The organism is Endozoicomonas acroporae (assembly GCF_002864045.1).
GTDB lineage: Bacteria > Pseudomonadota > Gammaproteobacteria > Pseudomonadales > Endozoicomonadaceae > Endozoicomonas > Endozoicomonas acroporae.
The window spans coordinates 72,326-85,436 of the sequence record NZ_PJPV01000047.1 but is presented as its reverse complement, the minus strand read 5'-3'; the positions used below and the strand labels follow the sequence as shown (position 1 = coordinate 85,436).

10 protein-coding genes and 4 tRNA genes are annotated in these 13,111 nt (G+C 48.4%); 3 read left to right on the top strand and 11 right to left on the bottom strand.

Features of this window, described 5'->3' with window-relative positions:
* Positions 1-75: 75 nt before the first annotated feature.
* The 8 genes from CX664_RS08060 to acs form a co-directional block, all read right to left on the bottom strand.
* Positions 76-474: a hypothetical protein gene (locus CX664_RS08060; protein WP_101746238.1), complete on the bottom strand. Its 399-nt coding sequence runs from the start codon at positions 472-474 to the stop codon at positions 76-78.
* A 134-nt stretch (positions 475-608) separates the two neighbouring features.
* Positions 609-1,187, bottom strand: a complete 579-nt coding sequence (locus tag CX664_RS08055; protein ID WP_101746237.1) for a DJ-1 family glyoxalase III — start codon at positions 1,185-1,187, stop codon at positions 609-611.
* Positions 1,188-1,465: 278 nt separating this feature from the next.
* A complete protein-coding gene (locus CX664_RS08050) occupies positions 1,466-2,347 on the bottom strand; it encodes a patatin-like phospholipase family protein (RefSeq protein WP_101746236.1) in 882 nt (293 codons plus the stop codon).
* A 34-nt stretch (positions 2,348-2,381) separates the two neighbouring features.
* A tRNA-Met gene (locus CX664_RS08045) sits at positions 2,382-2,458 on the bottom strand.
* Positions 2,459-2,516: 58 nt separating this feature from the next.
* Positions 2,517-2,593, bottom strand: a tRNA-Met gene (locus CX664_RS08040).
* A gap of 58 nt (positions 2,594-2,651) precedes the next feature.
* A tRNA-Met gene (locus CX664_RS08035) sits at positions 2,652-2,728 on the bottom strand.
* Between the two features lie 58 nt (positions 2,729-2,786).
* Positions 2,787-2,863, bottom strand: a tRNA-Met gene (locus tag CX664_RS08030).
* 123 nt (positions 2,864-2,986) lie between these two features.
* Complete coding sequence (gene acs / locus CX664_RS08025) at positions 2,987-4,936, bottom strand: acetate--CoA ligase (RefSeq protein ID WP_101746235.1); 1,950 nt, start codon at positions 4,934-4,936, stop codon at positions 2,987-2,989.
* A 362-nt stretch (positions 4,937-5,298) separates the two neighbouring features.
* On the opposite strand from acs, the gene CX664_RS08020 reads away from it, so the two are divergent.
* Positions 5,299-8,802: a PAS domain-containing hybrid sensor histidine kinase/response regulator gene (locus tag CX664_RS08020; protein WP_219622146.1), complete on the top strand. Its 3,504-nt coding sequence runs from the start codon at positions 5,299-5,301 to the stop codon at positions 8,800-8,802.
* Here CX664_RS08020 and CX664_RS08015 read toward each other — a convergent pair.
* Positions 8,799-9,467 (bottom strand): response regulator, encoded by a 669-nt coding sequence (locus CX664_RS08015; RefSeq protein WP_101746233.1) that lies wholly within the window; start codon positions 9,465-9,467, stop codon positions 8,799-8,801. The two genes, CX664_RS08020 and CX664_RS08015, sit on opposite strands and share 4 nt — an antisense overlap.
* A 168-nt stretch (positions 9,468-9,635) precedes the next feature.
* Here CX664_RS08015 and CX664_RS08010 point away from each other — a divergent pair, with 168 nt between their 5' ends.
* Complete coding sequence (locus tag CX664_RS08010) at positions 9,636-10,364, top strand: hypothetical protein (RefSeq protein ID WP_101746232.1); 729 nt, start codon at positions 9,636-9,638, stop codon at positions 10,362-10,364.
* Positions 10,365-10,454: 90 nt separating this feature from the next.
* On the opposite strand, the gene CX664_RS08005 is transcribed toward CX664_RS08010, so the two are convergent.
* Entirely contained in the window at positions 10,455-11,114 is a 660-nt protein-coding gene (locus tag CX664_RS08005) for a lysophospholipid acyltransferase family protein (RefSeq protein ID WP_101746231.1), read from the bottom strand.
* Positions 11,115-11,353: 239 nt separating this feature from the next.
* On the opposite strand from CX664_RS08005, the gene dinB reads away from it, so the two are divergent.
* A complete protein-coding gene (gene dinB / locus CX664_RS08000; protein ID WP_101746230.1) occupies positions 11,354-12,481 on the top strand; it encodes a DNA polymerase IV in 1,128 nt (375 codons plus the stop codon).
* Here dinB and CX664_RS07995 read toward each other — a convergent pair.
* Positions 12,465-13,085: a paraquat-inducible protein A gene (locus CX664_RS07995; protein WP_180966424.1), complete on the bottom strand. Its 621-nt coding sequence runs from the start codon at positions 13,083-13,085 to the stop codon at positions 12,465-12,467. The genes dinB and CX664_RS07995 overlap by 17 nt on opposite strands.
* Positions 13,086-13,111: the final 26 nt, after the last annotated feature.

Genomic DNA, 13,111 nt, shown 5'->3' with positions numbered 1-13,111 from the left:
CTGTAATCCCTGGTAATCAGGGTTACAGGATATTTTTATCTGTCGTTTATATGTCAAGGCGATTTTGACAGTCAGTTATGCTGATTGCTGGTCATGGTTTGAGAAATAACGATGCAGTATTTCAGGGTCGTCTTTCAAGGCATTAAATGCGTCTTTGGCATCGGTGGGTGTGATGCTGGTGCGTTCCAGCTTCATGCGATGTATAGAAGCATCAAACCAGAACCAGTGATTGTCTTCGGTAAGGCATAAGGCTCTAACTGAATAGCTGGTCGCTGGAATGAAGGGCAGGGGCATTCCACTGGTTAGTTGCTTTCTGACAATGGTGGAATTTTGACAAGAGTAGGTGGTGTTGTGGTAAATCCGCTCGAAACGGTTGAATTCGTGACCAAACATCTTGTTTGCCATAATGTCCTGTTTTTGACTCAGGTAATACAGTGCAAAAATGCCAGCCACAATCAGGATAAAGCTTTCCATTTTTCATACCTCGTGGGTTAATGCACTGGGCTTCCCTGCGGCTTCGGAAAACCCTTATATGTATTCTATACGCATTTGTACAACTATGTTCAATTAACATCGCTGATGAGGTTGGGGTTTTTACCGGAGAGGGATCACAAGGCCCAGTCAGCAATCATCTGTTTGGCTATCGGCCGAAAAGCATCTTTTCCATAGAGTGCATCAACTAATTTAAATGAAAATCCCATGGCATTGCCCGGGCCCTGGGCTGTTATAACCCGTTTTTTTTCATCGACCACTACGGTGTTTCCGGGATGTGCCAGGGCGCCTTCCATTTGCTCCATAAAGCTGGGGTAGCAAGTCGCGTGGACGTTATCCAGTAAACCGTGATGAGCGAGAACAACCGCAGGCGAGGCGCATAAAGCGGCATACCATTTTCCGGCTTTTTGCTGGTCATGCAGCAGTGTTATCAGCGTTTTGCAATTCTTCAGGTTCTCGGCACCGGGCATACCACCAGGAAGGGCGATCAGGTGAAACGGCTTGCCTGTGCAGGCCTCAATGTGCACATCTGCTGTGATCTGTGTTTTGTGTGAGGTGGTGATGGTCTGTTTGCCATCAGGAAGGCAGCTGGCTACAGTGACTTGTGCGCCCGCTCTCCTGAGTGTATCTATGATGGTCACAGCTTCAATGTCTTCAGAGCCATCAGCAATTGGGATGAGAACCTGTCTTGGCATGGTAGACCCTCATTAGAAGGTGGGGTGTTAGGTAAATGTCTGCAGCTTAAGGCCGTATGGGATCTTGTGCGGGTAGTTAAAACTGAGAGATAAAGCTTCTGTATATTGGCTCTCTTCTGCGCAGAATCAGACTACAAAATGAGAAAAAATGAATAACAGGATTGTTTTATCGTCGCTTTCAGTTCGCATTAAGATATTTAAACAGGCTCTAATGCCGACAGAATGTTAATCTAGCAGATAGTTAGGGCTGGTGAGATAAATTTGATGATGAATTGGTATTATGCCAGTTGCCCGGCAAGGTTGTAGCCGAGGGTGTAGCCACTATGGTAATCAGACACAAGGTGGTTTCTGTGTCTTGTTCCTCTGGAGGTGTTCAGTGGCTTCAGTGGCGAGATATGAACCAGATGTACGCTTGAGTCTTGTGCAACTGATTCCGCAAGATCTGCCGCCTGGTTGTAAATGATGTTCTGGTCTTTTATCAGCGTTGACACGGCTGGCATTTGACGATTTTGCCAGGCATAAATTTTTGACCCGGTCGCTGAGCTTTTACGAAAGTTTGCTTGCCTGGTTCTAAGTACAACAATCTGATTATGGCCGTCATCAATCGCTTTCTTTATTGGCAAGGGGTCTGATAAGCTGCCATCGGTCAGGGCGTGGTCATTAACCAATACTGGTTTTCGATAAATCATGGGTAAGGCGCTGCTTGCCTTTAATGTGTCGTTGATCACCTCGTTTGGTGTGTTGCTGTCAATGCTGTGATAAACGGGTTTTCCGCTTTCAATGCATGTGCTGACAACGGTAAAGCGTTGAGTGTTCAGTCTCTTTCTGAAACGGTCAAAGTTTAAAGCGTTTTGCTGTGAAAGCTTATGGAAAAACCAATCAAGATCAAACAGATCCCCGCCCCTGATATGGCGCAGAATACTGATAAACTCAGAGTCAAGGCATAGATTGGTATAGATATCCAGATTGCGTCCACGTTGACCCGCAATAAATGAACTGAGATTCAGCGCGCCAGACGATACGCCATAGTAGCCATCGAAAGCTTTGACTCTTTTATCAAGAAAAGCGTCCAGAATACCAGCGGTGAAAATACCACGCATACCTCCACCTTCAACAACCAGCGCTCTTTTTATGGATGAGGAGGGGGCGATGTGTTGCATGGTTGGAGTGTTGAGGTTATGGATTGAAATAAGATGGTTGCGGGAGCCGGATTCGAACCAACGACCTTCGGGTTATGAGCCCGACGAGCTACCAGACTGCTCCATCCCGCGACAAAACTGTTCAGCTGATTCTTTCAAAAATAAAGAAACATCAACTGCTTTACAAAAGTGGTTGCGGGAGCCGGATTCGAACCAACGACCTTCGGGTTATGAGCCCGACGAGCTACCAGACTGCTCCATCCCGCGACAAAACTGTTCAGCTGATTCTTTCAAAAATAAAGAAACATCAACTGCTTTACAAAAGTGGTTGCGGGAGCCGGATTCGAACCAACGACCTTCGGGTTATGAGCCCGACGAGCTACCAGACTGCTCCATCCCGCGACAAAACTGATCAGCTGATTCTTTCAAAAATAAAGAAACATCAACTGCTTTACAAAAGTGGTTGCGGGAGCCGGATTCGAACCAACGACCTTCGGGTTATGAGCCCGACGAGCTACCAGACTGCTCCATCCCGCGTCGAAAGAGAGGAGAATTATAGGGACGCTGGTTATAATGTCAAGGATTACCTGCGGCAAAAGAGAGGATGAAAGTGAGTGCGGTATCGGTTATGCAGGAATACCGCACGACAGTTGACAATTATTAGCTGGCCACCGCTTTATTCGCGATCAACTGGTTCACGACTTCAGGATCTGCCAGCGTTGATGTGTCGCCAAGGTTTTCGAACTCGTCAGCAGCTATTTTCCGGAGAATCCGCCTCATGATTTTTCCAGACCGGGTTTTGGGAAGTCCCGGGGCCCACTGAATAATATCCGGGGTAGCAATCGGCCCTATCTCTTTTCTTACCCAGTCCTTCAGGTTCTTTTTCAGGTCTTCACTGCTGTCTGCCCCGCTATTGAGCGTGACATAAACATAGATCCCCTGGCCCTTGATATGGTGTGGGAAACCGACAACCGCAGCTTCCGCCACCTGCTGATGAGCTACCATTGCCGATTCTATTTCTGCTGTTCCCATACGGTGGCCGGAAACATTAATGACATCATCCACACGACCGGTGATCCAGTAATAGCCATCTTCATCCCTTCGGGCTCCGTCACCTGTTGTATACATACCTTTAAACGATGAGAAGTAGGTTTGAACAAACCGTTCATGATCTCCATAGACGGTTCTGGCTTGTCCGGGCCAGCTATCCAGGATAACAAGATTGCCTTCTCCGGGGCCATGGATCAGACGACCCATGTTATCTACCAGGGCAGGCTGTACACCAAAGAATGGTCGCGTGGCTGAACCCGGTTTAAGGTCAGTGGCTCCCGGAAGTGGAGTCAGCATCGCAGCGCCTGTTTCGGTCTGCCACCAGGTGTCGACGATAGGGCAGCGCTCATCACCAATGGTTGAGTAGTACCAGCTCCAGGCCTCAGGGTTAATGGGCTCCCCGACAGAGCCCAGCAATCTCAGTGAGTTTCGATGAGTGTCTTTGACCACCGCATCGCCTTCTGCCATTAATGAGCGGATAGCCGTTGGTGCGATATAAAGAATATTCACAGCGTGTTTATCGATGATTTTGCTGATGCGATTGGTTTCAGGATAGTTAGGCACTCCCTCATGCATCACAATGGTTGCGCCATTCAACAGAGGGCCATAGGTGACGTATGAGTGTCCGGTAATCCAGCCAACGTCAGCATTGCACCAGAAGACTTCGCCGGGTTGATAGTCAAATACATATTGATGGGTCATGGAAGCGTATACCAGGTAGCCACCTGTGGTATGCATGACACCCTTTGGCTTTCCGGTAGAGCCTGAGGTGTAGAGGATAAAGAGTGGATCCTCGGCATTCATCTCCCTGGCTTCGCAGTGTGGCGAAGTGAGTGCCGTTAGCTCCTGCCACCAGACGTCACGGTGACGATGCCAGGCAATATCAGCGCCTGTGTGCTTGAGAACAATGACCTTCTCAATGGTGTGTGTGTCGGGGTGTGTCAGTGCTTCATCGACGTTGCTTTTCAGAGGGACTGTGCGCCCGCCTCGAACACCTTCATCGGCAGTCACGACAATCTTTGCTTTTGAGTCAATGATTCTTCCTGCCAGAGCCTCCGGTGAGAATCCGCCAAACACCACGGAATGAATGGCCCCGATACGGCTGCAGGCCAGCATGGCAACGGTGGCTTCGATGACCATGGGCATATAGATCGCTACCACATCACCTTTGCGAACACCCTGACTCTTCAATGCATTGGCAAAGCGGCATACCAGCTCATGCAGTTCCCGGTAGGTCACCTTTCTGGCTTCACCTTCATCATCCGGCTCCCAGATAATGGCCAGCTGGTCGCCTCGCTCTTCCAGGTGTCGGTCAAGGCAGTTGTAGGACGCATTGGTGGTACCATCATAAAACCAGTTGATGCTGACGAAGTGGTCGTCAAAAGAGACTTTTCTGACTTTGGAGAAAGGCTGGAACCAGTGAATGCGTTGGCCATGTTCGCGCCAGAAGCCTTCAGGGTTAATGATGGATTGCTGATACATTTCCAGATACTGGTCGTTGTTAACCAGTGTGTTCTCAAGAGCAGCAGGTTTTACTGGATAAACGGAGGTGTCAGACATATCACTTCCCTTAGTGTTGTTATTATTATTTAGTCCAAAATGACTCAGGCGGTTGTTATTTTGTTCAGGTTGAGTGATGGCTCAATAAAACGACTGTGAACGTATTTATTGAAGTGTTGTCAGTTTAGGATTTGCAGGGATTTCTGGTATTAGACTTTGGTCTTAACTTCTATCAGATAAAGTATCCGATCCCGGTTTTGTGTAAATAATAACCCTATCACTATTTTGACTGATATCGAAAGTATCAGCCTTCTGACTAACGTACGATCAAGGGCGACATTCCACGGGCACCGGTGTATATTTCGCTGAGAAATGCCACAGAAAATTCTGCTTTGGCGTAATGACTTATAAGAATAATAGCTATGTCTGGATGGATACTGGCAATTATTGCCACAGTGTACGTCGCCTGTCTTTTTGTTGCCGCCTGGTTTGGTGATTATCGGGGGGCTGCTTTCAGGAAACGCTGGCAGCCCTTGATTTACAGCCTTTCTCTGGCTGTTTACTGCACTTCCTGGACTTTTTTCGGTGCCGTGGGGCAGGCCAGTGAAAACCTGTGGTCATTTCTTCCCATCTATCTTGGTCCCATCCTGGTTTTTGTTCTTTTCTGGAAGCTTCTGGTCAAGCTGATTACTGTCAGTAAACAGGAGAACATTACGTCCATTGCCGACTTTATCGCTTCCCGTCATGGTCGCTCCCACTTTATGGCAATTCTGGTGACCCTCATTCTGGTCATTGGTGTGCTTCCCTATATAGCGTTGCAGCTAAAAGCTATTGTGATGGGCTTTGCTCAGCTGACGGATGACAGTCCAGGGTCTGGCCGATGGTCTCGGGAAGATCTGGCATTAGCCATCACCTTAACCCTGAGTGTTTTTGTCATTATGTTTGGTACCCGAAAGTTGGATGCTACCGAGCACCAGAATGGCATTATGACGGCTATTGCCTTTGAGTCTCTGGTTAAGCTCTCGGTTTTCCTGTTGGTGGGAATCTGGGTTTCGTGGGCTGCTGTGGATCATATTAATCTTGATGCCATCATCCAGCCGGGTGACGGGAGTGCCGGGATCAGCTGGTTTGATAGTGTTATCATGCCTACGGTAATGGCCATGGCAGCCATACTGTGTCTGCCCCGGCAGTTTCATGTCACGGTGGTAGAAAACAGCAGCATTGATGATTTCCATAAGGCGCGATGGCTGTTTCCTGCCTATTTGTTGTTACTGGCTCTGTTTGTGATACCCCTGGCGCTGGCTGGCAATCAACTATTGGGCAGCACTGTGCCCGGTGATGCCTATTTGATTGAACTGCCAAAGCTGATGGGCAACTTACCCATGGCTGTGCTGGCTTTTCTGGGGGGCGTGTCTGCTGCCATCAGCATGGTGATTGTGGCAACACTGGCTTTGACCACCATGGTATCCAATGAAATTTTAATGCCATTACTGCTGCGCAGAAATAATCACAGTTACCGGGGCAGTAATGACTTTTACCAGTTCAGTGGCCTGTTGCTGACGGTAAGACGTACGACGATTGTCATTTTATTGATGTTGTCATGGGTTGTTTATCGACTGCTGGAAGGCGCTGGCTCTCTGGCTGCTATCGGTCAGATGTCATTTTCGGCCGTTGCTCAACTCGTCCCGGTGTTACTGGGTAGTCTCTACATCAGGGAAAGCAATGCCAGGGCAGCCGCCGGTGGCCTTTTAGTGGGTTTTATAGTCTGGCTTTTCTGTCTTATAGTACCTGTGCTGGTTGATGTTTCATGGCTGGGTACCAGTGTTGTTCAGCAAGGTGTTTTTGGCTATGGGTGGCTTAAGCCGGATAATCTTTTTGGCCTTGATATTACCGGTACGGTCACCGGAGCAACACTGGTTGCGCTGTCTCTGAATACCTTTGTCTATCTTTGTGGCTGTCTTTACCTGAGGCCGGGTATTGAAGAGAGAAGGCAGTCCCGGAAGTTTGTTGATGCGGTCCTGTCTGAAGATGGTGTTTTCCCGAATGCAGCCATTACGGTAGAAGAGCTTGAACAGCTGGCCAGCCGCTTTGTCAGTAAAAACCGGGTGCAGGGTGTTATTCAGCGCTTTGAGTCCGGGGATAAAGGGCTGCTATTCGGAGTGTTGAATGGTCATAAGCAGGCAGGGCCAGAACTGGTGGCCGCGATTGAACGGTTGCTGGCAGGAACGCTGGGGGCATCATCGGCCCGTATTGTGATGAAGTCTCTGGCACATGGGAATGTCGCGCTTGAAGAAGTTCAGGCTATGGTGGATGAGGCCTCGGAAGTATTTCAGTTCAACCGGGAACTGCTGCAGGGAGCGATTGAGCATATCAGTATGGGGATCAGTGTGGTTGATCGTAACCTGGAGTTAGTTGCCTGGAATCAGCAATATCTGCAGTTGTTTGACTACCCGAACGACCTGATTAAGGTGGGTCGTCCCATTGCAGATATGATTCGACATAATGCCCTCAATGGACTTTGCGGAGCCGGAGATGTAGACCATCACGTCAATAAGCGACTGTCATATATGAGGAATGGAACAGCCCATCGCTCAGAAAGGCGGCGACAGGATGGCAGGGTGATTCAGATTCAGGGGAACCCCATGCCCGGTGGTGGATTTGTTATGGCTTTCACCGATATTACCGGGTTCCGTCAGGTTGAGCAGGCCCTGAAAGAAGCAAATGAAAGCCTGGAGCATCGGGTGCAGGAGCGGACAAAAGAGCTGTCATTGTTAAATGTGCAACTTTTAGGGGCAAAGTCACAGGCAGAGAAAGCGAATCACTTGCGCTCACGTTTTTTTGCGGCAATCAGCCATGACCTTATGCAGCCAATGAATGCGGCTCGACTATTTACTGCCTCCATGGAACTGGAAGCAAAAGGCACCGTGCATGAAGAACTGGCGCAAAATATCAGCAACTCATTAAGGTCTGCGGAGCATTTGTTGACAGATTTGCTGGATATGTCGCGAATCGAAGCCGGTAAGGTGGCGGTGAATCTTCGGGATGTTCTTGTAATGGAGGTTTTAGAGCCCCTGAGGTCCGAATTTTCGCTGTTGTCGAAAGAGAATGGGCTGATGTTCAGGGTGGTCAGTTCTGATCGGCGAATTAAAACCGATCCGGTGCTCCTGAGAAGAATCTTACAAAATTTTCTGACCAATGCGTTTCGTTATGTTGCCAACACCCATAAAACAGGAAAAGTGCTGCTGGGATGTCGTTTTATCAACAATCAACAGCTGAGACTTGAGGTAAGGGATAATGGGCTGGGCATACCCAAAGACAAGCAGGCACTGATTTTTGCAGAATTTGAGCGTTTATCGACAGCCGTGAATGGGCTGGGGCTTGGGCTCTCCATTGCTAAAGGTATAGCTCAGATCCTTGAGGCAAAAATTTCCTTGTCATCGTCGCCGGGAGAGGGGGCTGTTTTTTCCGTTGTGGTTCCTTTGGTCACTGGCAGTATTGTGGATCCCGCAGTGGTGTCTTGTGATCCTGATCAGGGGAACATGGGGTTGAAGGTTCTGTGTGTGGATGATGAACCGGACATTATCAAAGGTATGGCCAGTCTGTTAACTCGTTGGGGGTGTCGGGTGGAGACTGCGCAAAGTCATCATGAAGCCATCCAGTCGCTTGAGGTTATGACGCCTGATTTATTGATGGTGGATTACCAGATGGGGGATCAGGCCAGTGGTATTGAGTTGATAGAACGTATCCGTAAGCAATCTGGTTATCAAACAGGTGCTGTTCTGGTCACCGCGAATCAGCAGGATGAACTGCGGCAGCAATGTCGGGAACTGAATATCAGCTATTTGAGAAAGCCCGTCAAGCCAGGTGCCATGAGGGCCATTCTGAACCGATATGATGTTGAAAAACACCCGTTAGAAACGGTTTAGTCTTCGGTTTTATGATCTTCCGGGTCCTGACCGGGCATCTCAATTTCCAGCGCTTTGATGGCGATGACCGCCTGGGTCCTGCTTCTAACCCCCAGTTTTTTGAAAATGGCGGTCACATGGGCCTTGATCGTCGCTTCCGAAACATTCAGGTCATAGGCAATCTGCTTATTCAACAGGCCTTCACTGATCATGCCCAAAACCCTGAACTGCTGTGGTGTCAGGGTTGCCAGTCTGGCTTCCATATCACTGCTTTGCCGCGATTCCATAGGTTGGAAGTTATCAGGCCACCAGTTTTCTCCATCAAGAACTTTGATAATGGCGGCTTTCAGGTCATCGAGCGGCGTAGACTTTGGAATGAAGCCACTGGCTCCATGGTTTTTGGTTTTCTGTATGATCTGCTGGTCATCAGAAGCTGAAACAATGACAACAGGAACATCCGGATATTGTCCTCTGAGAAATATCAATCCGGACAGCCCGTGCGCTCCTGGCATGTGCAGATCCAGCAAGATGAGATCCGGTGAGGCATTGTTGTCCAGAAGCATTTGCAGTTCAGCGATTGAACCAGCTTCGTGGATCACAGGTTCCTTGAGTGCGTGACCAACAGAGGACTTGAGAGCAGTCCGGAATAAGGGGTGGTCATCGGCAATTATTAATGTGTAGTCCATTTTTTGAGGTTGCCATTATCTGTTTGATCGGTCAATTAAATAACCTCTGTGAACCCTTCAAAGACTCAGAGGTTTATTAAAGTATAAGTAAATCGATTTCATATGATGGAACTATTCTCTGTTGGGGCGGTCATAATTAGTGGATATCTACTGAAATAAGGGCGCTAAATGGTTGGTTCGGTCAATTTTTCTTCAGTTCCAGTTGCTGTTGATCAGGGTAAATACACTAAGGAATATTTTGAAGATTATGAATCAAAGGCTCAAAGCCTGGCTGAATTAAAAGAGGACCGGGAAAAGAGTCCTGGATGGAATACGGTCAAGACGGTTGCGGTTTCTTCTCTTGCGGCAGTTTCCCAGCTCGGACAACTGGTTGGTAGCATTTTTGGCCATACTGTCTTTGCGCTCCCATCTGCCCTGGTGGGTGGGATCTTCGGCTTTTGTGTTTATGCGCCCCTTATGAAGGCTGTGGATCATTTTTCGGGGAGAGAAAACACCAGGTCGTTCCTGGAATATACGATTACTCCAGCAAACATACTGAGTAATTTTATCTATAACCGGGTTACAGACCTTGCTTGTCGATATGTTGTGGGCTTCGGGCTTATGATTGCGGTTGTGGAACCTGTTAATATCATCCTGGGCGGTCTGGCAGCAGGCACTTTATTGTCCCCACTAATTTACAATGACTTTAAACATAATAACTCCAAAAATGTCGAGCATTTCATCGATGGTCCGGGAAATTTTTCAGTCAAGCTCAGTGCACAACACTATCTATGGCAAAAATTTGATGATTGGGCTGCGGGCATTAAAAGAACCCCTTTAGCTCTTCATGATCGAATTGCAGCTCAAGTGGTTGCCGAGCAGGTTTCTATCAAGGAATTGGCGGATCTGCTTGGCTGATGATAAAGGGCATTCATTTCCCCGACTGCTTTACAGGCGCTCAATAACGCCTGTTGTAAAGCACTACACCCATTCTCAGCAGGGCGAAAATTAATCACAGGCATTATGAAGTCGGTGCTTGGGATGGCCCTGAAAACTTCGCTTTATGCATTTTGGTGATACAGGACTAAAGCATTCCGGATGTTTACCATAAATGTCTGAGTAAAATGCCTGTATTTCCGAAAGGTCTTTTTCGATGTCCTCCCCGGGCTCGATAACAGGACCAAACCCTCCGGTTCTGTTCTTGAAATCAAGAAAGGCAAGTACAATGGGGATGCCGGCATTTTTTGCCATATGGTAGAAGCCTGTGTGCCACCGCTCGCCACGTGCCCGGGTACCTTCAGGGCATATAACCAGGCCCAGCTTTCTGTGTTGCTTGAAAGTACAGACTGCCTGTTCTACCAGGCTGCCTCTTTTGCATCTGCCATTTCGATCCAGTGGAATCCCTCCCATCCAGCGCATAACCCAGTTGAACGGCCCCCAGAACAGCGTGTGTTTGCCCACCCAGTAACACTGTACACCGGTAGCAAGGCCAATCGCCATGCCATAGACAAAGTCCCAGTTACTGGTATGGGGAGCACCAACAAGCACGTACCTGGCCAGGCGTGGGGCTCTCCCCTGAATCCTCCAGCCCATCACTTTGAGAAACAGTTTTGCGAATATAGAAAGGGTCTGGCTGACAATGGGTGTATTGAAAATTGTGATTTGCATAGTTCAGAGGGTGCCTTGCTATCCCGTTTACAGGAAGCGGTGTTGAAAGCTATCAAAAGAGCGATCGCTTTGAGCACAGCTTCATAACAGAAAATGAATGTATGCAGCCTTAACGATCCTTTTTTGCTGCATGAAGTCTGCTGCAAAAAAACATCTGGGGACTGGTTAACAGGCCAGGAATTGCTTGCCAAAAGCATTCTGTATGTATATACAGTGCTTATCCCGGAGCTAATTGGAACATGATGGAAAGTAATGCCATTCTTGAGCAAAAGGTGGTCCAGAGAAAAATCATACATATCGATTTTGACGCCTTCTTTGCCAGTATTGAAATACGTGATAATCCGAGGTTGTCAGGAAAGGCGGTTGCTGTCGGGGGGGCTCCGGATCGCAGAGGGGTGATTGCCACTTGTAATTATGAGGCGCGTCGATTTGGTGTGCACTCAGCCATGTCTTCAGCCCAGGCGATGCGACTCTGCCCAGCCTTGAAGATCATTCCTCCCCGCTTTTCTGTTTATCGTGCCGCGTCTTCTGAAGCGCATGCAATTTTTCGCCAATATACTGATTTAATTGAACCTTTGTCCCTTGATGAAGCTTATCTGGATGTCACCGGAACTCATCTTTGTCGAGGCAGTGCCACCTTGATTGCCGAGGAAATCCGGCAGAAAATTTTTCAACAATTGCATGTCACTGTCTCTGCCGGCGTTGCCACGAATAAGTTTCTGGCCAAGATTGCCAGTGACTGGAATAAACCCAATGGCCTTTTTGTGATCACTCCGGAACAGGCGGATGATTTTATTTTCGATCTGCCTGTGAAAAAAATTCATGGGGTAGGGCGGGTTACCGCCGGGAAACTTCATAAAAAAGGCATCAATACCTGCGGGCAATTACGCCAGTACTCCATTCTTGAGTTAAGTCGCTGGTTTGGCAGTTTTGGTGAACGGTTGTGGGAGCTTTCCCGGGGGCGGGATGATCGTGAGGTGCAGACCAGTCGGCGCAGGAAATCCCTTTCTGTTGAGCGTACTTATGATAAAGACCTGTCGGGGCTTGCGGATATTACTGCACAGGTTATCCCGTTGCTTGAAGAACTTCAGGAACGTTACCAGCGTATTGAAAAGGAATATGAGGTGCATAAGCACTTTGTTAAGGTGAAGTTTGCTGATTTTACCCAGACCACCCTTGAGGAGAGTCTGCCGACAACCGGTGAAACTGTTAAGGAGCATTTTACTCAGTTGCTGGTAAGAGCCTGGGAACGGGGAGGTCGTCCGGTCAGGCTTCTTGGCTTAGGGGTCAGGCTTGTGGATCTCCGTGAAGAAAGAGCGCTTGAGCAGCTGGAGCTTTTTGAAAAGAAAATTATGGGGCTGGCTTAGGCTCCCGTTTTTTTTCTGCCAGCTGTCCCAGCAAATTACTGACAAGACAATAAGCCACGAACCAATAAAAGCCAGAGTGCAGTGCTGCATCAAATTGCACAATCTGCCTGGAATCGTCATGTCCAGCCGTAGTGGCATTTGCCGCCAGAAAGGCGATAAGCACACCAATAGCAAACACATCAGCCATGGACCATTTGCCCAGTAAACTGTTCAGCCTGAGCAGTCTTTGCTTTTCCCTGACAAAATTAGCCAGCAACAGGAAGCCCAGTTTTGTCACCGGTATCACCAGGCTGAAGGTGACAATCAGTACTGCCACAAAATAATAGCCACTGTTCCAGAGGTCTCCAGCGGTACCGAGAATGGAGCGCTTCTTTTCATAAACAGTGGATGTCCCTTTAACTTGCAGACGATCAAGGAACTGGGTAGCCAGACCCGCCATGGCAGGATGAAGGTTTTGCTGCTGAACGATATGCCTTGCCTCATTCAGCATTGCCTGACGATCAAGATCGGCCTTGATGGTCATCATGGGTTGAGTCACTCCCGGAATCAGCAGGCAAAGGGAGGTGATTATCATCAGCGTGAGTAGCCATCTGGAAGCTGTCATCAACGACCTCATTGTTCTTCTTAATA

Coding starts and splice junctions, on each gene's coding strand:
- acs (WP_101746235.1), bottom strand. CDS start 4,936: ATGTCTGACACCTCCGTTTATCCAGTAAAACCTGCTGCTCTTGAGAAC.
- CX664_RS08010 (WP_101746232.1), top strand. CDS start 9,636: ATGGTTGGTTCGGTCAATTTTTCTTCAGTTCCAGTTGCTGTTGATCAG.
- CX664_RS08015 (WP_101746233.1), bottom strand. CDS start 9,467: ATGGACTACACATTAATAATTGCCGATGACCACCCCTTATTCCGGACT.
- CX664_RS08060 (WP_101746238.1), bottom strand. CDS start 474: ATGGAAAGCTTTATCCTGATTGTGGCTGGCATTTTTGCACTGTATTAC.
- CX664_RS07995 (WP_180966424.1), bottom strand. CDS start 13,085: ATGACAGCTTCCAGATGGCTACTCACGCTGATGATAATCACCTCCCTT.
- CX664_RS08005 (WP_101746231.1), bottom strand. CDS start 11,114: ATGCAAATCACAATTTTCAATACACCCATTGTCAGCCAGACCCTTTCT.
- dinB (WP_101746230.1), top strand. CDS start 11,354: ATGATGGAAAGTAATGCCATTCTTGAGCAAAAGGTGGTCCAGAGAAAA.
- CX664_RS08050 (WP_101746236.1), bottom strand. CDS start 2,347: ATGCAACACATCGCCCCCTCCTCATCCATAAAAAGAGCGCTGGTTGTT.
- CX664_RS08020 (WP_219622146.1), top strand. CDS start 5,299: ATGTCTGGATGGATACTGGCAATTATTGCCACAGTGTACGTCGCCTGT.
- CX664_RS08055 (WP_101746237.1), bottom strand. CDS start 1,187: ATGCCAAGACAGGTTCTCATCCCAATTGCTGATGGCTCTGAAGACATT.